General features: G+C 42.6%; 27 protein-coding genes and 2 other annotated features. Of the genes, 24 read left to right on the top strand and 3 right to left on the bottom strand.

The window, feature by feature from the left end:
* Window positions 1-23: 23 nt before the first annotated feature.
* Entirely contained in the window at window positions 24-1055 is a 1032-nt protein-coding gene (ysxE, locus tag ASG46_RS19875; protein ID WP_056705873.1) for a spore coat protein YsxE, read from the top strand.
* A 79-nt stretch (window positions 1056-1134) separates the two neighbouring features.
* Here ysxE and ASG46_RS19870 read toward each other — a convergent pair whose 3' ends face one another.
* Window positions 1135-1323, bottom strand: coding sequence for a hypothetical protein (locus ASG46_RS19870; RefSeq protein WP_003216497.1), 189 nt, complete (start codon window positions 1321-1323; stop codon window positions 1135-1137).
* Between the two features lie 169 nt (window positions 1324-1492).
* Window positions 1493-1722: a binding site (T-box leader), on the top strand.
* 59 nt (window positions 1723-1781) lie between these two features.
* On the opposite strand from ASG46_RS19870, the gene ASG46_RS19865 reads away from it, so the two are divergent.
* The 20 genes from ASG46_RS19865 (at window position 1782) to pheA (ending at window position 19865) form a co-directional block, all read left to right on the top strand.
* A complete protein-coding gene (locus tag ASG46_RS19865) occupies window positions 1782-4424 on the top strand; it encodes a valine--tRNA ligase (RefSeq protein WP_056705870.1) in 2643 nt (880 codons plus the stop codon).
* 65 nt (window positions 4425-4489) lie between these two features.
* Window positions 4490-5794: a bifunctional folylpolyglutamate synthase/dihydrofolate synthase gene (locus ASG46_RS19860; protein ID WP_056705868.1), complete on the top strand. Its 1305-nt coding sequence runs from the start codon at window positions 4490-4492 to the stop codon at window positions 5792-5794.
* Between the two features lie 104 nt (window positions 5795-5898).
* Window positions 5899-6642: a prepilin peptidase gene (locus tag ASG46_RS19855; protein WP_327019554.1), complete on the top strand. Its 744-nt coding sequence runs from the start codon at window positions 5899-5901 to the stop codon at window positions 6640-6642.
* Between the two features lie 14 nt (window positions 6643-6656).
* The gene (locus ASG46_RS19850; RefSeq protein ID WP_019743432.1) at window positions 6657-7850 is read left to right on the top strand and encodes an SPOR domain-containing protein; all 1194 of its coding nucleotides are present in this window, start codon (window positions 6657-6659) and stop codon (window positions 7848-7850) included.
* Window positions 7851-8027: 177 nt separating this feature from the next.
* Entirely contained in the window at window positions 8028-8597 is a 570-nt protein-coding gene (locus tag ASG46_RS19845) for a Maf family protein (protein ID WP_056705862.1), read from the top strand.
* Window positions 8598-8645: 48 nt separating this feature from the next.
* Window positions 8646-9320, top strand: a complete 675-nt coding sequence (gene radC / locus ASG46_RS19840) for a RadC family protein (protein WP_026050121.1) — start codon at window positions 8646-8648, stop codon at window positions 9318-9320.
* A 90-nt stretch (window positions 9321-9410) separates the two neighbouring features.
* Window positions 9411-10430 (top strand): rod shape-determining protein, encoded by a 1020-nt coding sequence (locus tag ASG46_RS19835; RefSeq protein ID WP_007501538.1) that lies wholly within the window; start codon window positions 9411-9413, stop codon window positions 10428-10430.
* A 27-nt stretch (window positions 10431-10457) separates the two neighbouring features.
* Window positions 10458-11357 (top strand): rod shape-determining protein MreC, encoded by a 900-nt coding sequence (gene mreC / locus ASG46_RS19830; protein ID WP_007501536.1) that lies wholly within the window; start codon window positions 10458-10460, stop codon window positions 11355-11357.
* Complete coding sequence (gene mreD / locus ASG46_RS19825; protein ID WP_008342803.1) at window positions 11354-11872, top strand: rod shape-determining protein MreD; 519 nt, start codon at window positions 11354-11356, stop codon at window positions 11870-11872. Before mreC ends, mreD begins: the two co-directional genes overlap by 4 nt.
* A gap of 54 nt (window positions 11873-11926) precedes the next feature.
* Entirely contained in the window at window positions 11927-12610 is a 684-nt protein-coding gene (minC, locus tag ASG46_RS19820; protein ID WP_007501533.1) for a septum site-determining protein MinC, read from the top strand.
* A 2-nt stretch (window positions 12611-12612) separates the two neighbouring features.
* The gene (gene minD / locus ASG46_RS19815; protein WP_007501531.1) at window positions 12613-13416 is read left to right on the top strand and encodes a septum site-determining protein MinD; all 804 of its coding nucleotides are present in this window, start codon (window positions 12613-12615) and stop codon (window positions 13414-13416) included.
* Window positions 13417-13525: 109 nt separating this feature from the next.
* On the top strand, window positions 13526-14317 hold the full coding sequence (locus ASG46_RS19810) for a M23 family metallopeptidase (protein WP_050827517.1): 792 nt from the start codon (window positions 13526-13528) through the stop codon (window positions 14315-14317).
* Window positions 14310-15179 carry a M50 family metallopeptidase gene (locus tag ASG46_RS19805; RefSeq protein WP_056705859.1) on the top strand — a complete coding sequence of 290 codons (870 nt, stop codon included), beginning with the start codon at window positions 14310-14312 and terminating at the stop codon, window positions 15177-15179. Before ASG46_RS19810 ends, ASG46_RS19805 begins: the two co-directional genes overlap by 8 nt.
* A gap of 66 nt (window positions 15180-15245) precedes the next feature.
* Window positions 15246-15319: a sequence feature (ribosomal protein L21 leader region), on the top strand.
* A 12-nt stretch (window positions 15320-15331) separates the two neighbouring features.
* A complete protein-coding gene (gene rplU, locus ASG46_RS19800) occupies window positions 15332-15640 on the top strand; it encodes a 50S ribosomal protein L21 (protein WP_003216781.1) in 309 nt (102 codons plus the stop codon).
* Between the two features lie 14 nt (window positions 15641-15654).
* Window positions 15655-15993, top strand: a complete 339-nt coding sequence (locus ASG46_RS19795; RefSeq protein WP_007501524.1) for a ribosomal-processing cysteine protease Prp — start codon at window positions 15655-15657, stop codon at window positions 15991-15993.
* A gap of 12 nt (window positions 15994-16005) precedes the next feature.
* A complete protein-coding gene (gene rpmA / locus ASG46_RS19790) occupies window positions 16006-16290 on the top strand; it encodes a 50S ribosomal protein L27 (protein WP_003216586.1) in 285 nt (94 codons plus the stop codon).
* 277 nt (window positions 16291-16567) lie between these two features.
* Window positions 16568-17161 carry a sporulation initiation phosphotransferase B gene (locus ASG46_RS19785; protein ID WP_007501522.1) on the top strand — a complete coding sequence of 198 codons (594 nt, stop codon included), beginning with the start codon at window positions 16568-16570 and terminating at the stop codon, window positions 17159-17161.
* Between the two features lie 21 nt (window positions 17162-17182).
* Window positions 17183-18469, top strand: coding sequence for a GTPase ObgE (gene obgE / locus ASG46_RS19780; protein ID WP_007501521.1), 1287 nt, complete (start codon window positions 17183-17185; stop codon window positions 18467-18469).
* Between the two features lie 55 nt (window positions 18470-18524).
* Entirely contained in the window at window positions 18525-18968 is a 444-nt protein-coding gene (locus ASG46_RS19775; protein WP_008342790.1) for an ACT domain-containing protein, read from the top strand.
* 18 nt (window positions 18969-18986) lie between these two features.
* On the top strand, window positions 18987-19865 hold the full coding sequence (gene pheA, locus ASG46_RS19770) for a prephenate dehydratase (protein WP_007501516.1): 879 nt from the start codon (window positions 18987-18989) through the stop codon (window positions 19863-19865).
* A 24-nt stretch (window positions 19866-19889) separates the two neighbouring features.
* Here the strand turns inward: pheA and ASG46_RS19765 are convergent, their stop codons facing one another.
* Window positions 19890-20429, bottom strand: coding sequence for a transcription repressor NadR (locus ASG46_RS19765; protein WP_017358132.1), 540 nt, complete (start codon window positions 20427-20429; stop codon window positions 19890-19892).
* Between the two features lie 2 nt (window positions 20430-20431).
* On the bottom strand, window positions 20432-21580 hold the full coding sequence (locus tag ASG46_RS19760; RefSeq protein WP_056705855.1) for an IscS subfamily cysteine desulfurase: 1149 nt from the start codon (window positions 21578-21580) through the stop codon (window positions 20432-20434).
* 92 nt (window positions 21581-21672) lie between these two features.
* On the opposite strand from ASG46_RS19760, the gene nadB reads away from it, so the two are divergent.
* From nadB to nadA, 3 genes are read left to right on the top strand one after another with little or no spacing between them, the layout of a single operon-like run.
* Window positions 21673-23244, top strand: a complete 1572-nt coding sequence (gene nadB / locus ASG46_RS19755) for an L-aspartate oxidase (protein ID WP_082515517.1) — start codon at window positions 21673-21675, stop codon at window positions 23242-23244.
* The gene (nadC, locus tag ASG46_RS19750; protein WP_007501512.1) at window positions 23226-24089 is read left to right on the top strand and encodes a carboxylating nicotinate-nucleotide diphosphorylase; all 864 of its coding nucleotides are present in this window, start codon (window positions 23226-23228) and stop codon (window positions 24087-24089) included. Before nadB ends, nadC begins: the two co-directional genes overlap by 19 nt.
* A complete protein-coding gene (gene nadA / locus ASG46_RS19745; protein ID WP_056705849.1) occupies window positions 24076-25185 on the top strand; it encodes a quinolinate synthase NadA in 1110 nt (369 codons plus the stop codon). Before nadC ends, nadA begins: the two co-directional genes overlap by 14 nt.
* Window positions 25186-25196 lie beyond the last annotated feature (11 nt).

The following is a 25196-nucleotide window of genomic DNA, read 5'->3' as shown; positions in this document are numbered from 1 at the left end:
CCGAGAAAATGTGGTGAGAGAACGTGGATGAAATCCAATCTGTCCTATACGAATATGGGCTTGAGGCTGAATATATCGAACCTGTCAGTCCAGCTGTCGTTAGAGTGTATACAAAGCAGGGCGTATTTGCACTAAAGCGAGTAAAACCCCATCGACAAATGCAATTTACAGAGCAAATGCTTGAACTAGAATCAAAAGGCTATCGCTCCTTTGTGCCGATTTATCGCACGAAGAGCGGTTCCTTTTTCTCAAATCAACGAGAAAGCCAGTACACGTATTACCTTATGCCGTGGCTGACGAATGAAAAGAGAGAAGAGCAGGACGATAAACATGAATATTTATTTCAAGAGATTGCAAGACTTCATAAACGAACAGAAGTCATGATGGACATTACTGAGCAGGAAATAGAAGCTCACTACACCCAAATGAAAAGCAAATGGGAAACAGAGAAAGACATGTATGAACGATTTATCGAGCGGGCAGAACAAACATGGTATATGTCGCCATTTGAGCTGGCTGCTGCTATGTATTTTTCAGAAGCGATGTCTGCAAGTGAATTTGCACTTGAACGTTTAGAGGATTGGCATGAGGAAATGAAAGACCAAGAGACGACACGTATTGTGTTAAACCATGGGCAATTGTCGATCCATCACTTTTTGTACAATGATGTAGGTACAGGACATTTCACCAATTTTGAGCGGTCCAAAAAGGCTGCCCCCATTTATGACCTTTTGACCTTTTACTATCGTACATTCAAAACCTACCCTACTCCTTGTCCTGAATGCACATCCTTGTTTTATACGTATCAAAAGGGAAATAAACTTCGTGAGGAAGAGATTCATTTGTTCTTGAGCTACCTCGCTTATCCGCAGGGTTTGTTTGATACGGTGAAAGCCTATGAAGCAGGCGGACAGGATGAGATGGAAAGTTGTCAGGAGCTGTTAAGGGCGTATTGGCAAATGAAAAATTCTGAGCCGACCGTCATGAAAATACACGAAATTGAGCAGGCTAGACGCCTTGAAGAAGAACAAAATGCCTCGTCATCAGAAGAGTGACGAGGTTGTTTGCTGTTGCGCTATGAAATGTCTAGCGAGGGACCTATACATAAGAGTGAGCCTGCAGCTTTCAGCTCTCTTAAAACCAATCAAGGTGAAAGGCACAGGCGAGAAATATAAGAATTCCTAAGATGAGGACGTCAAATGTTGTGGGAAAAATGATCGTGCGAAAGCCTTGAAATATGGCAATCGGGAGAACGACTTGGGAGGCAACTGCCCGAATTTGTCTAAGCCATGGGGGGAGTGTGTAAGGATTGATCTTTTTCAAAATAAAACGCCCTCCTTCTTTATTTTGTTATTATCATATGGGCAAAGAGGCAAAGGGTGCCTGCCCAATTTGTATAAAGAAGAAGAAAAGCGGAAAAGATGATTGACGAAAACAAAAGGCATTTAGTAATATTAATAAAAGATGAGTATAAGCTGATGAACGTGATATATCGTAAGCGTGGATCAGGAAGAGTACGAGCAAGACCCTAAAGAGAGGGAAACCAATAGCTGAAAGGTTTTCTAGGATGCACTTGTTTGGAAGGTCGCCTGTGAGCTTAATTTCTTGAAACATGTAGTAGAGAAATTCGGGAGATCCCCGTTATCCTTTAGAGAGTACGGGACACGTCTAAGTGTTTCGTGAAAAAAGGTGGTACCGCGAAAAAGCTTTTTCGTCCTTTTATAAGGATGAGAAGGCTTTTTTTATGTTTCATCAGCCGAAAAAATGTGGAGGTAACACAAATGGAAACAAATAATCAAGAAATGCCAACAAAGTACGATCCAAATGCGATTGAAAAAGACCGCTATACGTACTGGCTTGAAGGGAAATTCTTCGAAGCACAAAATGACAAAACGAAAGATCCATATACAGTCGTCATTCCTCCACCAAACGTGACAGGAAAATTACACTTAGGGCATGCTTGGGATTCAACCCTTCAAGACATCGTGACTCGTATGAAACGGATGCAGGGCTATGATGTTTTATGGCTACCAGGAATGGACCATGCGGGTATTGCAACACAAGCAAAGGTAGAGGCGAAGCTTCGCGAAGAAGGCGTGAGCCGCTATGATCTCGGACGTGAAAAATTTGTAGAAGAAACGTGGAAGTGGAAAGAAGAGTATGCCGATTTTATTCGCAGCCAGTGGGCGAAAATGGGTCTAGGTCTAGACTATTCGCGTGAGCGTTTTACATTAGATGAAGGCTTGAATAAAGCAGTCCGCCAAGTGTTTGTTCAATTGTATGAAAAAGGATTGATCTATCGCGGAGAATACATCATTAACTGGGACCCAGCAACAAAAACGGCCCTTTCTGATATTGAAGTCATCTACAAAGATGTGCAAGGTGCGTTTTATCACTTGAGATATCCGCTTGCAGATGGATCCGGTTCGATTGAAATTGCGACAACAAGACCTGAAACGATGCTGGGAGATACGGCAGTCGCTGTACATCCTGAAGATGAACGCTATCAGCATTTGATTGGGAAAACAGTTGTTTTACCAATTACAGGCCGAGAGATTCCAATCGTCGGGGATGACTATGTCGATATGGAATTTGGATCAGGAGCTGTAAAAATTACGCCGGCTCATGACCCGAATGACTTCGAGCTTGGAAACCGTCATAACCTAGAGCGCATTCTTGTGATGAATGAAGATGGCACAATGAATGGAAACGCACTTCAATACAAAGGAATGGACCGCTTCGAATGTCGTAAACAGCTTGTGAAAGATCTTCAAGAAGAAGGCATTTTGTTCAAAATTGAGGACCACATGCATTCAGTTGGTCACAGTGAGCGCAGTGGCGCTGTAGTGGAGCCATATTTATCAACACAATGGTTTGTGAAAATGCAGCCGCTCGCAGATGAAGCCATCAATCTGCAAAAAGGTGATGAGCAAGTTCAATTTGTTCCAGACCGATTTGAAAAGACGTATTTACACTGGATGGAAAACATTCGTGACTGGTGTATTTCTCGTCAACTATGGTGGGGACACCGCATCCCGGCTTGGTATCATAAAGAAACGAAGGAAGTATACGTGGGACTTGATGCGCCAGAAGATATTGAAAACTGGGAGCAAGATAACGATGTACTTGATACATGGTTTAGTTCAGCGCTTTGGCCTTTCTCTACAATGGGCTGGCCAGATGCAGAAAGTGAAGACTTCAAGCGCTACTACCCAACCAATCTGCTTGTAACAGGCTATGACATCATCTTCTTCTGGGTATCTCGTATGATCTTCCAAGGCCTTGAATTCACAGGAGAAAAACCATTTAAAGATGTCCTTATTCATGGTCTTATCCGCGATGAACAAGGGCGTAAAATGAGTAAGTCACTTGGCAACGGAATTGATCCAATGGAGGTCATCGACAAGTACGGAGCGGATTCATTGAGATATTTCTTAGCGACTGGAAGCTCTCCAGGTCAAGATTTACGTTTTAGCTTTGAAAAGGTTGAATCCACTTGGAACTTTGCGAACAAAATTTGGAACGCATCCCGTTTTGCTCTCATGAATATGGATGGTTTAACGTATGATGAGCTTGATTTAACAGGAGAAAAATCAGTCGCTGATCAATGGATTTTGACACGCTTAAATGAAACAATTGAAAGTGTCACACAGCTTGCTGACAAGTATGAATTCGGTGAAGTGGGCAGACATTTATACAACTTCATTTGGGATGATTTCTGTGATTGGTACATTGAAATGGCGAAACTTCCGCTTTATGGAGAAGATGAAGCGGCGAAGAAAACGACTCGTTCGATCCTTGCGTATGTATTAGATCAAACGATGAGACTTTTACATCCGTTTATGCCGTTCTTAACAGAAGAAATCTGGCAGCATCTGCCGCACGAAGGTGAGTCTATTACGGTTGCGAAATGGCCTGAAGTGAAGCCGGAGCTTTCCGACGAACAAGCTTCTGCTGACATGAAGCTGCTTGTTGAACTGATTCGTTCTGTTCGTAACATTCGCAGTGAAGTCAACACACCAATGAGCAAACAAGTCGAGCTATATATCAAAGCATCTACATCTGATGTTCAGGAACGTTTAGAGAAAAATCGTTCATATATTGAGCGCTTCACGAATCCGAGTGTTCTTGAAATTGGCACAGATGTCCCAGCTAGTGATAAAGCGATGACAGCAGTTATTTCTGGAGCAGAGCTCATTCTTCCGCTTGAAGGTTTAATCAATTTAGACGAAGAAATTGCCCGTCTGCAAAAAGAGCTTGATAAACTGACAAAAGAAGTGGAACGAGTTCAGAAAAAGCTTGGCAATGAAGGTTTTATGAAAAAAGCGCCTGAAAGCGTCGTAGAAGAAGAGCGTGCGAAAGAACGTGATTATGTCGCAAAACGCGAAGCTGTTCAAAAACGTATTGAAGAGCTGAAAGCATAATGTTGAAAAGACGGCTCCTAACGGAATGGAGTCGTCTTTTTTGAAAATTCCGTATGAAATGAGAGATGACATTGTTTACAACCTATCATGAAGCCATTGAATGGATTCATAGCAGACTCGCTTTCGGTGTCAAACCGGGACTTGAACGAATGAAATGGCTGATGGACAGACTAGACCATCCTGAACAAAAAATAAAAGCGGTGCATGTGGCTGGAACAAACGGAAAAGGATCAACGATTGCATTTACTCGGTCCATTTTACAGTCAGCGGGCTATTCAGTTGGAACCTTCACCTCGCCATTTATTTTAACGTTCAATGAACGAATTAGTGTAAATGGGGAGCCGATTTTGGACGAAGAGTGGCTGAGTTTGGTGAACGAAATCAAGCCTTTAGTTGATGAATTAGATGATACAGAGCTTGGTGCAGCAACAGAGTTTGAGATCATTACAGCATGTGCGTTTGCTTATTTTGCCCATGTGCACCAAGTAGACTTTGTCCTCTTGGAAACAGGGCTTGGCGGAAGACTTGATTCTACAAATGTGGCAGCGCCCATCTTAACAGCAATTACGTCGATTGGTCACGATCATATGGCCATTTTAGGCGACACACTTGATCAGATTGCCGCAGAAAAAGCTGGCATTATTAAAGCTGGGATACCGATGATCACGGCCGTTCATCAAGCGGAAGCTCTTACTGTGATTCAACACAAAGCCGAAGAAAAGAATGCGCCGTTTATCTCTTTACATGATACTTGTACCTTTAAGGACCAGCAGCCGACTGAAACAGGTGAACGCTTCACATTCACTACCCCAAAAAGGGAGTACTCGCAGCTAGAGACAGGGTTAATCGGAACGCATCAAATGCAGAACGCCTCCCTTGCCGTTCTACTGATCGAATGGCTGGAGCAAGAAGGATATATCCATGTGCTAAATGAGCAAGTGTATGAAGGAATTCGGCAGGCGGTGTGGGCTGGAAGATTTGAAAAGATCCAAGATCAGCCTCTTGTTTATTTAGATGGTGCTCATAACGAAGAAGGAATGGACCGTTTAATTGAAACTGTACAAGCTCATTTTTCTAGTAAACAGGTTCATGTATGTTTTAGTGCGTTAAAAGATAAACCTTACAAACAAATGATCGAAAAGCTTGAAAGGATTAGTTCATCGATTCATTTTGTTTCCTTTGACTTTCCAAGAGCTGAGTCAGCTGAAAAGCTTTATGCTTGCAGTCATTTAGAAGCAAGATCGTTTGATGAAGACCCTCGTGCAGTGCTTGAGTTCATTCAGAAAAAAAGAGATGACCCTGCAGCAATGATTCTGGTGACAGGTTCCCTTTATTTTATCTCAGATGTACGAAGTCGTATTTTACAGTAAGGAAAAGACGCAAATTGCTTCTATGCAATGCGCGTCTTTTTTCTTTTGATATGTAGGAGAGGGGGAAAATCACTTTTTCGCAAGGTGATCAAAGGTGAATCGCTATGGTACAATCCGGTCTATTCTATTTCCGGAAGGAGTCACCTAATTTGATTGATTTTTTTATGTTTTTCACAGGCATGGTCATGGGGTCATTTTTTCATCTAGTTGGTGAGAGGCTTCCAATGAAGCGGTCTATTCTTTTTCCTCGTTCACACTGCGGAGCTTGTAAAGAGCCGCTTTCTTTTCACGACATGCTCCCGCTTGTTTCTTATGTTGTATTGAAAGGGTCATGTAAGCATTGTGGAACCCGGCTCTCTTTGCTTTATCCACTGGTTGAGCTGTTGACAGGCGGCCTTTTTTTACTCGTTTATAGACATGCTGGTTTCTCTTTTGAGGGCCTTTTTCTTGTGAGTCTATGTAGTTTATTCGTGATTGCTGTCGTGAGCGATCTTTTTTATATGAGAGTACCCAACGAGCTCTTTCTCTTCTTTTTTCCTCTTTTCGTCATATACCGCACGCAAGAACCGCTTTTTATTTGGTGGGAAGGAGTGGCATCTCTTCTTATTTGTCTTCTTTTGTTTTATAGTTTAGAACAATTCAAGCCAAATAGTATGGGGGGAGCGGATGTCAAACTATTTGGTGTGCTTGCATTTTGCTTCGGATTTAAGCCATTTCTGATCATTCTTTTTCTTTCGTCTGTCACGGGAATGGTTTACGCAAAGGTGTTTTCTTACAAGGCAAATGAACCCTTTCCTTTTGTTCCTGCCATCGCTTGTTCTTTCTGGCTTTATCTTTTTTTGTGGTGATTTGTTAAGCCCAATTGGTCATTTTTTTGGATGAGAAAATTGGCGAACACTTTTTGAACCTGCCGACAAAAGTCTTGTTCTTTTTTTTATTGGCTATGTTAAAGTGTGAAACAGAAAGAAGGACGGGTTACATTCGCGCTATTTCATTGGACAGAAAGGTCTTTCTTACAAACAATGTCAGAAAGCGGGGAATGACAGTGAAAAAAAGGCAGGCAAAAAAACAAGGGTTAAAGGTCAATATTAATGGCAAGGAAGAAATGCTGCATGAAGAAGATCATCAACCTCAAAAACAGCAAGGGGATCAAGTGACGTTTTCGAACTGGGAGGAAAAGAGGCAGTCGGAACAGGAGACAGCCGCTTCCGAGGAAGAACCGTCCAAACCGAAAGAAGAAGATTTTCAATGGGACGATGCAGCTGATCACATTTACCATTCGGATCCAAAGGTCGTCACACCTTATCAAAAGAAAAAAGGTTCTTTTGACCAGAAGTTCAGTAAAAACCGCGGTCCCTTCAAACGAGTGATGACAACGATTGTGTTTGCAGTCGTTCTAGGGACAGGCCTCGGTGTATTTGCACTAAGTTTAAGTAAAGATGGATCTGCCAATCCATCAGGAGGCGATCATATCAGCGTCTCAGCATCTGGAAGCGGGCCTTCGGCGAAAGCTGGGGGAGATGCACCACCGGCTGATCTTGCAGATACGTCAAAGGACAATGAAGGTGAAAAAAGTGCATCAGGCCATTTTTCAACCTTTGTGGTGCAGGCTGGAAAGTTTTCTTCTGAAAAAGGAGCAGATGATTTAGTTGACAGTTTAAAAGAGGCAGGATATGCAGGTAAAAAGGTATCAATGGATGATGGATATTATGTGATTGCCGGGCTTGCCACAGAACAAGGCATGACAAGTGCCGTTGGGAAAAAATTAATCGATCAGCACTTTGAAGCATGGGGAGGAAAAGAGCTCTCGTTTCAAGTGCCGGATGAGCTGACAGGTTTAATAGAGAAGGCATCTGTCTTATCCTCTAAGATGATTGCAGGAGATGATGTGGATCAAAAAGAAGTCACTCAGCTGATTTCTGAACTCGAAAATGCCAAAACAACCGATGCACCAGCTAAAAGCAGTTTGCTGAAAGCTGTACAGCTTTTAAATGATCCATCTGCTGAAAATGGCTGGAAATCTCAGCAAGCGCTATTAGATCAACTAAATACGTAAAATCATGTTTTTAACAGCCAAACTAGTCAAAAAATGACTAGTTTTTTTCTTTTGCTTCCAACATAATGATGTAGGAACATGAAAATTGCATTTTCGTCAATTGTCGGTAAGATATTCATTTGATAGGATGAATGGGTATCTTACCTCTTAGGCTAAACCCTGAAAGGATGAACAAACATGAACCAGTTAATACTCGCATCTCAATCACCTAGAAGAAAAGAATTGCTTGATTTAGCAGGGTTTTCTTATGACATTCAAGCAAGTGATTTAAAAGAAGAAATAAATCGAAACCTTTCTCCTGCTGAGAACGTCCAATGGTTGGCAGAACAAAAAGCAAATGATATTCAAAAAATACATCCCAAAGCTGTGATCATTGGTGCAGATACAATTGTTGCAATTGATGGCAAATGTCTTGGAAAGCCAAAAGACAAGGAAGATGCAGCCTCAATGCTTCAATTATTGTCAGGTAAGACACATCAAGTCTTGACTGGTGTCACGATTCAATCAGAGAATAGAAAAGAAACATTTTATGAACAGACAGACGTGACATTTTGGCCGCTTACACAAGATGAAATAGACCGCTATATTGAAACCGATGAGCCTCTTGATAAAGCTGGAAGCTACGGCATTCAAGGAAAAGGTGCCCTGTTTGTACAAAAAATAGACGGTGATTATTTTTCCGTTGTAGGACTCCCTATTGCTAAAACAGTCAGAGTGCTTGAAACATTTGGTATCACCCCTTTTTGATGACGGGAAGGAATCAAAAAAGGAGTGTAGATCTTGAATCATTTCCCTATGCTGCTGAAGCATTTTCCTCATGATGAAAAGCCGCGCGAACGATTTGTCAAATATGGCCCAAGCAGCTTATCAAACCATGAACTTGTCGCGATTCTTTTGAGAACAGGCACAAAAAAGGAATCAGTTCTTCAAGTGTCCGCAAGACTTTTACAAACATTTGGTGGTCTTCGTTCTGTGAAGGAAGCTTCGATTGAAGAATTGTCAAAGATTCGAGGAGTTGGAAAAGCGAAGGCGATCTCTCTTTTAGCTGCTTTAGAACTCGGCACTAGATTACACCATCAAACGACGGACAACCGTTATGTGATCCGCACGCCGGAAGATGGTGCGAATTTTGTGATGGAAGATATGCGATTTTTGACGCAGGAGAATTTCGTTTGTCTTTATCTCAATACCAAAAATCAAGTTCTTCATAAACATACTGTGTTTATCGGAAGTCTAAATTCGTCGATTGTTCACCCGCGCGAAATTTTTAAAGAGGCCTTTAAACGTTCGGCCGCTTCATTTATATGTGTGCACAACCATCCATCTGGAGATCCGACGCCCAGCAGGGAAGATATTGAAGTCACACAGCGACTTTTTGAATGTGGGAAGCTGATTGGAATACAGCTGCTTGATCATCTAGTGATCGGTGATCAAAAATTTGTGAGTTTGAAGGAAAAAGGGTATTTGTAACACTTTTTTTTTCAATGTTTTACGATATAATAGAGTTTATGAGTTTTTCCCTAAAGGGAATTTTGGTTTAAGAAAGGAAGATACATACATATGTTTGGAATTGGTACAAAAGACCTTGGAATAGATCTTGGAACAGCGAATACGCTTGTTTTTATTAAAGGAAAAGGCATTGTTGTGAGAGAACCTTCGGTCGTAGCTTTGGAAACTGATACGAAGTCTATAGTGGCGGTTGGAAATGACGCTAGAAACATGATCGGTCGTACACCTGGTAATGTTGTGGCACTGCGCCCAATGAAAGACGGAGTCATTGCAGACTACGAGACGACAGCAACAATGATGAAATATTACATTAATCAAGCATTAAAAGGTAAAGGGCTTTTTGCTCGTAAACCGTACGTGATGGTGTGTGTACCATCTGGTATTACAGCAGTAGAAGAGCGTGCAGTCATTGATGCAACAAGACAAGCTGGTGCTCGTGACGCATACCCTATTGAAGAGCCATTTGCTGCGGCAATTGGTGCTAACCTTCCTGTATGGGAGCCAACTGGAAGCATGGTTGTAGATATTGGCGGCGGTACAACAGAAGTAGCCATTATCTCACTTGGCGGTATTGTGACATCTCAATCGATCCGTGTTGCAGGAGACGAAATGGATGATGCGATCAGCAGCTACATTCGTAAAACGTATAATCTTATGATTGGTGATCGCACGTCAGAAGCGATTAAAATGGAAATCGGTTCTGCGCAGCCTGACGTACATGATGAGATGGACATTCGCGGCCGTGACCTTTTAACAGGTCTGCCAAAAACGATCTCTATTACGGCAGAAGAAATTGCAAAAGCGCTTCGCGATACGGTGGAAACAATTGTCGATGCGGTCAAAATGACACTTGAAAAAACGCCACCTGAGCTAGCAGCAGATATTATGGACCGTGGAATTGTATTAACAGGCGGCGGTGCATTGCTACGTAATCTTGACAAAGTCATTAGTGATGAAACAAAAATGCCGGTCATTATTGCTGAAGATCCGCTTGACTGTGTGGCGATCGGAACAGGGAAAGCACTAGAACATATTCACTTGTTCAAAGGAAAATCTAAAGATAATCGATAATTGGGCGTAAATAAAGAGGTGTAAGACATGCCGCAGTTTTTTATGAATAAAAGATTAATGTTGCTCCTTGTCTGTGTCATCGTACTGGTGGCCATGATTGGTTTTTCAGTGAAAAGCGGCAGAGGTGCTTCATGGCCGGAAAAATTAGTGGGGGATACGACAGGCTTTTTTCAAGGTGTCTTTCATAAACCATCACAATTTATTGCCGGTATTTATGGGAACGTACAAGATTTAAAGAACACATATGATGAAAACGAGCGACTTCGAAAAAAACTTGATGGACAAACCCAATATGAGGCGAAACTTCAAGAACTAGAAGATGAGAACAAAAAGCTTCGCAAGCAGCTCGGGTATGTGAACTCTATTCGTGACTACACGCCCATTCTTTCAACAGTCATTGCGAGAAACCCGTCCCTTTGGGATAGTTTTGTCATGATTGATAAAGGGAAAAAACAAGGCGTTGAAAAAGATATGGCGGTCACCAATGAGAGTGGTGCGTTAATTGGGAAAATTGAAAGTGATAAGCTCAACAATTTTACGTCGACTGTAAGGTTGCTAAGCTCTACAGATCAAAATAATAGAATTTCAACGAAAATTTTTGCGAAAAAGGGCAAAGAAGAACTCAATGGAATTATTAACGGTTATGACAGCAAGAAAAAAATGCTGACAATGAACATTTTAAAATCCGATGCTGATGGGGATGTCAAAAAAGGAGATCTTGTTGAAACATCTGGAGCAGGGGGCGTATTCCCGCAGGGCTTGACGATTGGGAAGGTAAGCGAAATTGAGCCGGACCATTACGGACTGACAAAAATTATTTATGTAGAACCAGCTGCTGAACTCAATAATTTAGATCGCGTGATTGTTGTGAATCGCAGCACAAGTACGGCAGATGCATCTCAATTAACGAAGGAGGAAGGCTCGTGAAACGTGTCCTTCTTGCTTTCGTCATGTTGTTTATTTTCGTATTTGACAGTATTTTTGTCGATTTAGTGAAGCTCCCATTTGTTTCAGATAATCAAATTTTAGCACCTCATTTCATCTTACTCGCACTTGTATTTATGACAGCTTTTGTGAATCAAAAATATGGTGTGATTTATGGATTTATCTTTGGACTTTTATATGATATTTCGTATACAGGTATTCTTGGTGTTCATATGTTTGGCTTTGGTGCGCTCTGCTATTTGTTAGCAAAAGCCTTCAAAGTCCTCCAAACGAATATGTTAGTCGTTGTCTTTCTATCGATGATTGCTGTTGCAGTGATGGAGTTTTATGTGTACGGCGTTCAAGCGACGATTCAACCAGGTATTATGCCTTTTAATACGTATGTCATCGAACGCTTTATTCCAACGATTCTTTTAAATACTGCTGCGTCTCTCATACTTGTTGTGCCGCTTAGGCTCTTTTTCATCAATGTGAAACAAGGACTGATCGACGAATAAAAGCAGGAGTTTGTCCAATTACGGCGAAATGAGTATGTTGTTGAGGTGAGCATCTTGAAAACTCAAAAACAGCAGTATGTGACAATAAAAGGTACAAAAAACGGATTAACATTACAGTTAAATGATGACTGTTCGTTTGAAGACCTTCTTTCTGGCTTGCGAGAGGTTCTTTTACTTGAGCAATATACAGATGGAAGAGAAGGACATAAAGTCAATGTGCATATTAAACTTGGTTTTCGATATTTAACAGAGGATCAAGAGGCGCGTTTAACTGAAGCGGTGTCTGAAAATGAACATCTTGTCATTCACTCTATTGAAAGTGACGTCATGTCAACTGAAGAGGCGAGACGTTTAAAAGCAGAAGCTGAGATTACTTCTGTAGCAAAAATTGTACGCTCTGGACAGGTGCTTTATGTCGAAGGGGATCTTTTATTAATAGGAGATGTCAACCCTGGCGGAACCATTCGTGCAGGGGGGAATATTTTTGTGCTCGGTGCGTTAAAAGGTGTAGCGCATGCTGGATGTAATGGAAACAAACAAGCTGTGATTGCGGCATCTCATATGATTCCAACCCAGCTTCGCATCGCACAAGTGTTTAACCGTGCACCGGATCAAAAAGAAGATGGAAATGAAATGGAATGTGCTTATTTAGATATAGATGGCAATATGATCATTGAACGCCTGCAGCAATTGGCTCATATAAGACCTAATCTGACAAGGCTTGAGGGAGGAATGTGAAATTGGGCGAGGCTATTGTGATTACCTCAGGAAAAGGCGGCGTTGGCAAAACAACAACATCTGCAAACTTAGGCACAGCACTAGCAATTCAAGGGAAAAAAGTGTGTCTAGTTGATACCGACATCGGCCTTCGGAATTTAGATGTCGTGATGGGGCTTGAGAACCGCATTATTTATGATCTAGTCGATGTAGTAGAAGGAAGATGCAAGATTCACCAAGCGCTTGTGAAGGATAAGCGGTTCGAGGATCTTTTGTATCTTTTACCTGCTGCTCAAACAAGCGATAAAACGGCGGTAGAGCCGGAGCAGATCAAAGAATTAATTCAATCATTGAAACAAGACTTTGATTATGTTGTCATTGATTGCCCTGCTGGAATTGAGCAAGGCTTTAAAAATGCTGTATCAGGTGCTGACAAAGCGATTGTGGTCACGACACCTGAAATCTCAGCTGTGAGAGATGCAGACCGAATTATCGGCTTGCTGGAACAAGAGGATATTGAACCGCCTCGTTTGATTGTGAACCGCATTCGTACACACATGGCGAAAAATGGCGATTCGATGGATGTGGATGAAGTTGTCCATCATTTATCAATTGATCTTCTCGGTATTGTAGCCGATGATGATGATGTCATTAAGGCTTCAAACAATGGTGAACCGATTGTCATGGATGCTAAAAATAAAGTTTCCATTGCGTATCGCAATATTGCTCGCCGTGTACTAGGTGAATCAGTTCCTCTTCAATCCTTTGAAGATGAAAACAAAGGGATGTTTGCAAAGCTGAAAGCATTTTTCGGTGTAAGAGCATAATGATTTACGTGAGATGAGACCGATTCGATGAGAATCGGTCTTTTTGTTGCATATCATATGAGGTCGCCACATAAAATGTACAAACTGTTTGTATGTAAAGGGTGATCTTATGAAAAGAGTGGACGAGTATCGAAAGAAAATAGCGCAGCGCCGCAAAATGAAGCAGCCAGCTGCTGCCCCTAAGAAGGCAGCTTTCAAGAAGAAAGATGATATTCCGCCATGGGTCATGTTAACAGAAGAAGAAAAGCATTCTGGCTCGGCTTCCTACGAGTCGACGTCTCACCAAACGAAAAAATTTCGCCATCCGTTATTTCATTCAAATACATTTGTGCTTAAATGTTTACTTTCTGCCTCTCTAGTACTGATTGCCGCTATTTCATTTAAAGGACAGGCGGGGCCTTTTCAGCAGCTGAAGCCGATGATCAGTCAAACCTTTGAACAAGATTTTCAATTTGCCGCCGCCAACCGGTGGTTTGAGAAGACTGTCGGAAACCCACTTGCCTTTTTGACCGATAGAAAAGAAGGGCAAAAGGACGTACAAGCCAATCAAGAGCTGGCTGTCCCTGCCTCTGGAAAAGTACAGGAATCCTTTACGCAAAATGGTGCCGGAGTCAAAGTTGAAACATCTGCTGAAGCCATCGATAGTATGAAAGAAGGCTATGTCGTAGAAGTGAAAAAGAAAAGTGATACAGGGCTCACAGTCGTGGTGCAGCATGCAGATAACAGCTATAGCTGGTACGGCCAACTAAAAGAAGCTGATGTGGCTTTATACGATTTTGTCGATAAGGGGGAAAAAATTGGTCAAATTGCGCTTGATGAACAAGGGAAGGGGACATATTACTTCGCCATTAAGCAAAATGAACAGTTTATTGATCCCATTCAGGTGATGACCTTTGAATAGATGGCTACTCATGCTGACAAAGGTCCATGTTCACCCGCTCCTTTGGATAGTCATGGCATTTGCCATGCTATCAGGTCAAATTAGGCCGCTGCTTTGTTTACTCATCATCGTCTGTGTCCATGAGCTTGGACATGCAGCGGCTGCTTGTTATTATCACTGGCGGATTCGGCGGATTTTTTTACTGCCATTTGGCGGGGCGGTAGAAGTAGAAGAGCATGGCAACCGTCCGCTAAAAGAAGAGATGGCGGTCATTTTATGCGGACCGATTCAGCATGTCCCGCTCCAGCTCGTCGCCTGGCTTCTCATGGAAGCCTCACTTATTTCATATGACGTCTTTACGATGTTTACTTTTTATAATGTAGCGATTTTTCTAGTGAACCTTTTGCCCATTTGGCCGCTTGATGGCGGAAAATTATTCTTTTTGCTCTTATCTGTTTTTTACCCTTTCCAACAGGCACACGCCCTTGCAATAAAAGGCTCACTCATTTTTTTCGGTCTTTTAACAGCAGGGTTACTCTGTTTTGCTCCGCTGCAATTCAACGGCTGGATCCTGCTCACTTTTTTAGCCTACTCGCTTGTGATGGAGCACCGGCAGCGGCATTATATCAGGGTACGTTTTTTACTAGAACGTTATTACGGTAAAAAAGAGCAAAAGGTAGAGAAACTCATTCCGCTGAGAGCCAGTGCTGAGGAGAAAATATATGAAGTGATGGCGCGATTCCAAAGGGGCTGTAAGCATCCCATTATTATCGAACGGAATGGTGTGAAAATGAGCCAGCTCGATGAAAATGAATTGCTCCATGCTTATTTTTCAGATCGAAGAACCACCTCTTCCATGGAAGATCTTCTTTTGCCGTACTAATGGTGAAAATACATTGACATTCAGCGTCTAATTTGATATATTTTTTAATGTTATGGATATGTAGCACCCGTGCTACAACCGCGCGGAGCAGGTGTAAAGTGCCTATTGGCCCCCTGTATTCGGCGAGTCTGAGTTTATTAGGAGGTGCAGAGATGTACGCAATTATCGAAACTGGTGGTAAACAAGTAAAAGTTGAAGAAGGTCAAACTGTTTATGTTGAAAAACTAGCTGCTGAAGCAGGTGAAACAGTTACTTTCGAAAACGTATTGTTTGTCGGCGGAGACACTGTCAAAGTGGGTAACCCTTCAGTTGCTGGAGCAACAGTAACGGCTAAAGTTGAAAAACAAGGTCGCGGTAAGAAAATTACTGTGTTCAAGTACAAACCGAAGAAAAACAACCACAAGAAACAAGGTCATCGTCAACCTTACACTAAAGTTGTTATCGAAAAAATCAACGCTTAAGGCGTGTGAGTGATATGATCAAAGCAACCATTACTCGGTCGCCAGCAGATGAAAGCATTACGTCTTTTCAGATGACTGGACATGCCGAGTTTGCTGAAAAAGGTCAGGATCTCGTTTGTGCAGGTGTATCTGCTGTTGTTTTCGGGTCAGTCAATTCAATTATTGCACTGACAGGAATGGATCCACTGCTTGATATTGGAGATGAAGGCGGGTATTTCTCTTTTGAACTGCCAGCTGATACAGATCCAGTCACCTTTGAAAAAGCCCAGTTGCTTTTAGAAGGCATGGTCGTTTCCTTAGAAACAATTGAACGAGATTATCACGATTATGTGAGAATATCTACAAAAAAATAGGAGGTGAACTTCATGCTTAGATTAGATCTTCAATTTTTCGCATCTAAAAAAGGGGTAGGTTCTACAAAGAACGGACGTGACTCTGAGTCTAAACGTTTAGGCGCTAAACGTGCTGATGGTCAATTCGTAACTGGTGGTTCTATCCTTTATCGTCAACGTGGAACGAAAATCTATCCAGGTGAAAACGTTGGACGCGGAGGCGACGACACTCTTTTCGCTAAAATCGACGGAACAGTTAAATTCGAACGTTTCGGTCGTGACCGTAAAAAAGTGAGCGTATATCCTGCGGCACAATAATTGCTAAAAACTCCGGTCATTGACTGGAGTTTTTTTCACTATTCAGGGAGCTTTTGCGCTTTTTACAAGTAGTACCGAAGATGATAAAAGAAGATGCACTCCATAAATATCAAAGAATGTTTGCTGACTTTGCCTCATTTTCTCCTATACGATCAGAAAAAACAACCTTTCCTCACATAACTAGTGTTTTTCTAAGCTGTCTTCTCTGTTATAATTCAGGGAGACATATTGATGATAAGACTCCTAAAAGAGAGACCAAACGATTGGGAGTGCGATAATGGAAGAGATACCAAGTAAACAAAACGAAAAATTAACTCACGTTGCATTAACGAATGAATTGATCCATCTGCTTAGTCGTTCAAGACACGACTGGATGAATAAATTGCAGTTAATCAAAGGCAACTTGACATTAGAAAAATATGACCGAGTGTTCGAAATAATAGAAGAAATGGTCATTGAAGCACAGCATGAATCCAAACTCTCAAATTTAAAAATTCCCCAATTGGCCTATTACTTTCTAACCTTTAATTGGGAGTCGCATTTTATCACCCTAGAATATGAAGTGCTTGGTGAAACCCGAGACTTATCAGCATATGAATCGCAGCTGCTAACGGTATCACGGGAGTTGTTTTCGATATTCGATCAATCAGTTTGCCAAAAAACTGAAAATCATTTAACGGTCACTTTCCAAACGGATCATGAAGAGAATGATGTGATCTTATATTTTGATTTCAAAGGAAAATTAACAAGTTTGGATGCGTTAAATGCGTTTCATGACGCAAACTATCCATGTATGAGTATAACGCAATTTCATGTGACGAATCATGAGTCCATGATTGAGCTTTGTTTGAGGCAAGAACGAGATATGTGATGCAGAGAAACGGAGGAAGTTATGTTTGTAGATCAGGTTAAAGTGTATGTTAAAGGCGGTGACGGCGGAAACGGTATGGTGGCGTTCCGTCGTGAAAAATATGTGCCAAAAGGCGGGCCAGCAGGCGGCGACGGCGGAAATGGTGCAGATGTAGTATTTGAAGTAGACGAAGGACTCAGAACGTTAATGGACTTTCGTTATAAGCGTCATTTCAAGGCGGACCGCGGTGAGCATGGAATGAGTAAAAACCAGCATGGCCGAAATGCGGAAGAAATGATTGTTAAAGTTCCGCCGGGTACAGTTGTGACAGATGCTGAGACGGAACAAGTGCTAGCTGACTTAACTGAGCATGGACAGCGGGCTGTGATTGCCAAAGGTGGACGTGGTGGACGTGGAAATTCACGCTTCGCAACACCAGCAAACCCTGCACCACAGCTGTCTGAAAACGGTGAGCCAGGTAAAGAACGTGACGTCATCTTAGAATTAAAAGTACTTGCAGATGTTGGACTTGTTGGTTTCCCAAGTGTCGGGAAGTCAACGCTGCTTTCGATTGTCTCTTCTGCGAAACCAAAAATTGCGGATTATCATTTTACAACGCTTGTGCCAAACCTCGGAGTTGTTGAAACAGACGATAACCGAAGCTTTGTCATGGCGGATCTGCCAGGACTGATCGAAGGAGCGCACGAAGGTGTTGGCTTAGGTCATCAATTTTTACGCCACATTGAACGTACACGTGTCATTGTCCATGTCATTGATATGTCTGGACTTGAAGGGCGTGACCCATACGAAGATTACGTGACGATTAACGAAGAGCTTGAGCAATACAATATGAGATTGACAGAGCGTCCGCAAATCATTGTAGCGAACAAAATGGACATGCCGGATGCAGCTGACAATCTAGCGGCATTTAAAGAAAAATTAACAGATGACTATAAAGTGTTCCCAATTAGTGCGATCACAAGAGAAGGGCTTCGTGAGCTCTTATTTGAAATCGCCAATCAGCTTGAAACAACACCGGAATTCCCGCTCTACAATGAAGAAGAGCTCTCTGATAACCGTGTGATGTACAAGTTTGATGAAGGAGAAGCAGCATTTGAGATCTCAAGAGATCCTGATGGTACGTTTGTCTTAACTGGTAAAGCACTTGAGCGACTGTTTAAGATGACAGATTTCTCAAGAGACGAGTCAGTGAAACGATTCTCTAGACAGCTGCGCGGAATGGGCGTTGATGATGCCCTGCGTGAACGTGGTGCAAAAGATGGAGACATCATTCGTCTGCTTGAATTTGAATTTGAATTTATCGATTGATCAAAAGGAGGGTCCAGTTCATGGGCTCTCCCGTTTTTAAAAGGGGAGAAAACAGGTGAAAGAAGAAACGTTCTATTTAGTAAGAGAGGATGTACTTCCGGATGCGATGCGAAAAACGCTTGAAGTCAAAAAGCTTCTCGATCGCAAAAAAGCGGATTCAGTTGCCGATGCTGTTCAAAAAGCGGATTTAAGCCGCAGTGCTTTTTATAAATATCGAGATGCTGTTTTTCCATTTTATACAATGGTCAAGGAGCAGATCATCACATTGTTTTTCCACCTGGAGGATCGGTCTGGGGCTTTGTCTAGGCTGCTGCAAATTGTGGCTGACTCTGGCTGTAATGTGTTATCCATTCACCAAACGATTCCGCTGCAAGGAAGAGCGAATGTCACCCTGTCGATCAGTACGGCCGGCATGGCAGATGATATCAATACAGTCATGAATCAATTAAGAAAACTTGAATTTGTCGAAAAAGTTGAAATTCTAGGTTCTGGGGCGTAAAAGGAGAGATCATAGCAGATGAAGCAATTAACGGTAGGTTACTTTGGACCAGAGGCCACATTTACTCATTTGGCTGTCTGTTCTTGTTTTCCAAAAGATGCAGAGCAGCGGGCTTATGCAACCATTCCGCAATGTATGGATGCAGTGTCAAAGGGAGAAGTAGATTTGGCGGTCGTTCCACTTGAAAATGCACTCGAAGGATCTGTGAACTTAACGATTGATTATTTAATTCATGAGGACGCTTTGTCCATTGTGGGCGAAATGACAGCACCGATTCGCCAGCACCTGCTTGTCCATCCATCGAGAGCGGAGAGCTGGGAGACATTAGATGTGATTCAGTCACATCCGCACGCCATTGCGCAGTGTCATCAATTTTTGAAGAGGCAGTTCCCTGATATTCCGCATCGGCCAGTGGAATCAACAGGCTATGCAGCAAAATACATCAGTGAGCATCCAGATGAAGCTGTTGGTGCGATTGCAAATGAAATCGCCGCAAAAACGTACGGATTGACGATTGCGAAAAAAGACATTCATGATTATCCGCACAATCATACACGTTTTGTTATTTTACATAAAGAGGCGAAGGCATCGTTCCCAATGAATTCTGGTTTTTCTTCAAAGCCAAAAACGACCATTGTTGTCAGCCTGCCAAAGGATGATCAGTCCGGTGCATTGCACCGCGTGTTATCAGCTTTTTCATGGCGGAATCTCAATTTGTCCAAAATTGAATCGCGTCCGACAAAAACAGGCCTTGGACACTATTTATTTATCATTGATATCGAAAAAGAGATGGATGATGTACTTGTCCCTGGGGCCATTCAAGAATTAGAAGCGATTGGCTGTGAAGTGAAACTACTCGGCAGCTATCAAACATATGAATTAACGAATGAAAAATAGTGTCCTCTTGGGGACACTATTTTTTTAGTCTTTAATGAGAAATCCAGCGTCATCAAGCGCTTGAATGGCTTGGTCAAGCTGCTTTTGGCTGTATGAAGTAAGGGTATGTAAGTGTACGCCGTCTGTCAGCTCTGATAAGTAGGAGGCGCCCGTATTAGAAATATGATGAACGAAGTCAGCCACTTGTTTGCGCGTACTCACTCGAATAGAGGCCGTCAGCTCCCCGTAGACAGGGTGCTCAATGATCACGTCTTTCACCGTTACACCGTAGTCTACAATCAGTGTCAGCTCCTCTTCTGTACGATGAGGATCGTGCTTGCAAGCGATAATCTGTTCAATTTCAGTTTCCGGTGTATGCTGCGCCATATACACATAGCCTTGGCTTGTGGCAATAATGGGTTCGTTTTTTGCTTTGAGTAATGAAATATCTTGTACAATGACTTGTCGTGAGACAGCGGCTTTTTTAGCTAAAAAACTTCCGGTGAGTGGTGTATCAGTCTCTTGTAGCCACTTTAAAATGGCGTTTCTTCTTTCTTCGCCAATGAGTTTTCTCTCTTGTTCCACGTTTATGCTCCTTTCTTCTCCTTTTGCAAGCTTTCAAATGTATGCAAAAGCTGATCGATGTCATCCTTTGATGATCCTCGTCCAAATGATAGTCGAATGAATTGAAGGGCATCACGATCTGATACATGTAATGCCTTTACAGCAGGGGAAGGGTGATGATAACCAGAAGCGCATGCACTTCCTGTGGATATACAAATCCCATGCCGGTTACAAGCTAACATTACATATTGTCCTTCAAACCCTTCAAAAAAACAACCAATAATATGAGGCAGCGTGCGGCGCTGGTCACTTTCTTGCAGCATGCGGACAGACAGCTTCCGTTTTTTTAGCTGCTGAAGAAAATAATCACGAAGCTGAATATCCAGCTGTTGCTGTTGATCTATTTTCAGCATGATTTGCTCGCTCGCGGCAACAAAAGCACCGATGCATGGAACGTTCACTGTCCCTGGGCGTAGACCATTTTCCTGTACAGTATCTTGATATATAGGCTTCCAAGGGACATGTGCCCCCATATAGACAGCACCGGCGCCCTTAGGTGCATACACTTTATGACTCGAAATGGAGAGGGCATCAACCCCAAGTTCTTTAATCGACACATGCATTTTTCCGAATGTCTGCACTGCATCTGTATGAAAAAGAATATCTCTTTCTTTTAAGAGCGTTGCTAATTCAGCTAATGGCTGAATAATCCCAGTTTCTGAGTTGGCATGCTGGATGGATACTAGTCCGGTTTCAGGCAATAGAGCCTGTTTGAGAATCTCCTTTGTGATGATTCCTTCTTGATTCGGTTCTATGACCGTCACCTTCACACCGAGACGCTGCAAGGCATTGACCGCATGATGAACGGAAGGGTGCTCTACTGATGTGGTAATGACATGCTGTTTATGTGGAGGTAGCCCATTTATGATCGATTGAATCGCAAGGATATTGGATTCAGTTCCGCCACTTGTAAAGTAAATACCATCAGGTTCGCCCCCTAGAATCGCTGCAAGTGATTGTCTGCTGTAAGCCAAGATTTCATTTGCTCTTCCTCCTGCATCATGCAGGCTGCTCGCATTTCCGTAACATTCTTTGCTCAACTGCTGAAATACATGCAGTGAATCCTCAGAAACAGGTGTAGAAGCTGCATAATCTAAATAAATCAAATCCATCCATCTCCTGTGTGAAAATTTTTTCTTGTATTTATTGTAGTGTTGTGTAATGATATGTGTCAAGACAGGTGTAAATGACAGGAGGGGCAATTGTGTCATCTATCAAAAAAGTCATTGTGGTGGGGTCGGGCATTGCGGCTCTTTCCTTTGTGAATACGATCTCAGAGAACTGCCAAGTCATCATGATGACAAAAAAACAATTTTCCTCTAGTAATTCCATGCTCGCACAAGGGGGAATCGCTGCAGCCTTTTCCGCACATGATTCTGTCGATCAGCATGTGCAAGACACTTTAGCTGCGGGGTGTGGTCACAATGATGACAAAACTGTACAGGAGATCGTCCGTCATGGAAAAGATCTTGTAAAGAAGCTCGTAGAAGAGGGCTGCCCATTTGATCGAGATGAAACGGGAATTCCGCAGTTAGGTAAAGAGGGAGCCCATACGACCCATCGTATTCTGCATGCAGGAGGAGATCAAACGGGAAAAACCCTCGTGCAGTTTTTGAAAGGGAAGCTCGGCTCACACATTCATGTATACGAAAATCATCATGTCATGGATCTATTAGTTCATGAAGGGGTATGTACCGGTGTTGTGTGGAAAGACGAAAAAGGTCATGTACATACAATGACCGCGGATGCAGTTGTATTATCCACTGGCGGCTGTGGATCCTTATATGAAACAAACACAAATGATCCGTCTGTGACAGGAGATGGTCTGATGATGGCCTATCGCGCAGGGGCACAGCTAGTAGATCTCGAATTTGTGCAATTCCATCCGACCCTTTTGACCACTTCAGGTAAAGCGATCGGTCTCGTATCAGAGGCAGTCAGGGGAGAGGGCGCCTATTTAGAAGATGAATCAGGCAGGCGGATCATGAAAGGAATCCACCCGCAGAGCGATTTAGCGCCTAGAGATGTGGTGGCAAGGACTATTTTCCATGAGCAGCAACTCGGTCATTCCATTTATCTGAACATCCGTGATATTCCGCATTTTTCTGCACGTTTTCCTGCGATTGCTTCGATGTGTCAGCGTGCGGGAGTTGATATGGCAAGCGGAAGGCTGCCAGTTTCACCCGGTATGCACTTTTTAATGGGTGGAATTAAGGTGAATGAACATGGAGAAACAACAGTTCCATCACTTTTCGCCATTGGTGAAGCAGCTTGTACAGGTTTACACGGCGCCAATCGACTGGCAAGTAATTCGCTCTTAGAAGGTCTCGTTTTAGGAAACAAGGTGGCACGGTATGTTGAGCGGTTGCAAGCCCAGCAAGATAAAAACCCTGCTCTTTCCATTCAAGAAGTATGGTCTGTCCCAACGGTTTCACAGGCTCAGCTCAGAAAATGGATGACAGCATATGCCGCAATTGTGAGAGATGAGAAAGGCTTACAGACTTTGCTCGATCATTTAGAACAAGTCTCTTTTCAGCAAATTAATGTGAAGAATATCACAAATGAACAGATCGAAATAACGAATCAATGGGCTTTAGCCATATGCCTTGTCAAATCCGCATTACTCAGAACAGAAAGTAGGGGCGGTCATTATCGCACCGATTATCCAAATCGGCACGATGCTTCGTGGCGAGCAAAACAGATTGTACATGAAAAGGGCCATATTTACATCATAAAAAATGAAAGGATTGGTGCCAAATGGAACGTTTACAGTTAAAGCAAATGCTCACTCATTTTTTAAAAGAAGATATTGGGTTTGGAGATGTATCCGCTGATGCCATCTTTGGAGACAAGAAAGGAACAGCTTACATCATGGCGAAACAATCAGGCGTATTGGCCGGGACACAAGTCATTGATATGGGATACAAACTGCTGAATGAACAAGTTCAAACTGAGCTGTTTTTCCAGGAAGGTGATTGGATTCATGAAGGGGCTGTACTGGCACAAATAACAGGCTCCGTCAACGATTTGCTGAAAGGGGAGCGGGTGGTGTTGAATATCCTACAAAGAATGACAGGGATTGCTACACTAACGCATGAAGCAGTAGAGCGATTAGCTGATCCATCTATTACGATTTGTGATACGAGAAAGACGACACCCGGTTTGCGCATGCTGGAGAAGTACGCAGTAAAAGTCGGAGGCGGAAAGAATCATCGTTTCGGCTTATCCGATGGTGTGATGATTAAAGATAATCATATTGCGGCTTGTGGTTCTATCAGGGAAGCTGTGGAGAAAGCAAGAGCATACGCCGGTCATATGGTGAAAATTGAAGTGGAAATTGAATCAGAAGCACAGCTGATGGAAGCCATTGATGCCAAAGCAGATGTCATCATGTTTGACAACTGCTCTCCAGACGAAGTGAAGCGCTTTAAACAAATGACCCCTGAAACCATATTGACAGAGGCATCAGGCGGCATCACGTTAGAGAATGTGGCTAACTACCGGGGGACAGGTGTAGACCTTATTTCACTTGGATTCCTCACACATTCTGCTCCATCATTCGATTTTAGTATGAATATGGAATTCAGCCATAAAGGGGGAACGACTCATGTCCATGCTTGATGTGTTAGCAGCGCAGCATACAGCCATGATGCCAGATGAATATAAACAGCGCTCTTATGATGAAATGAAAGAGAGAGTATTAGAGATTAAACGCGCTTTTGGATCAAAGCTTTTTATACCGGGTCATCATTATCAAAAAGATGAAGTCATCCAATTTGCTGATGTGACAGGTGATTCATTGCAGCTTGCACAAATTGCTGCTGACAATCACGAAGCAGAATACATTGTATTTTGCGGGGTTCATTTTATGGCAGAAACGGCCGATATGTTATCAAAAAAGAATCAGCACGTCTTTTTGCCAGATATGAGAGCAGGTTGTTCAATGGCAGATATGGCGAATATGAAACAAACAGACAGGGCGTGGGATCAGCTCACTGAGCTGTTTGGAGATACGATCCTTCCACTGACTTATGTAAACTCAACGGCTGATATTAAAGCATTTGTCGGCAAACATGGCGGATCGACTGTCACATCTTCAAACGCTAAAAAAGTATTGGAGTGGGCGCTGACCCAAAAAGAGCGAATTCTTTTTCTTCCTGATCAGCATTTAGGGCGTAACACGGCCTATGATTTAGGGGTTCCGCTAGAGGAAATGGCTGTCTGGGATCAAATAGAAGAAAAGCTCATCACCGACCAACCGCTTCATCGAATCAAAATGATTTTATGGAAAGGTCATTGCTCTGTTCATGAGAAATTTACCATTGAGAATATTGAACAAACGAGAAAACGTGACCGTGACATACAGATTCTTGTTCATCCAGAGTGTACGCATGAAGTCGTAAAGGCTTCTGATCTAGCTGGTTCAACGAAATTTATTATTGATACGATCAAGCAGGCACCAGCAGGAAGCAAGTGGGCCATTGGAACAGAAATGAATTTAGTGAAACGCATCATTGACCAGCACCCTGACAAACAAATCGAATCCCTCAATCCAGATATGTGTCCATGTTTGACAATGAACCGTATTGATCTGCCTCATCTACTATGGTCACTTGAAAGCATTGAAAAAGGGGAGCCGGTCGGGTTGATTCAAGTGAATGAAGAGACGACAAAAGAGGCATTGCTCGCTTTAAATAAGATGCTCACCATTAAATAATGAAGTGTTCC

Source organism: Bacillus sp. Leaf49 (genome assembly GCF_001426125.1).
GTDB classification, from domain to species: domain Bacteria; phylum Bacillota; class Bacilli; order Bacillales; family Bacillaceae; genus Bacillus; species Bacillus altitudinis.
Note: the sequence above shows the minus strand (reverse complement) of the source record. Positions and strands in the feature narration are given on the sequence as shown.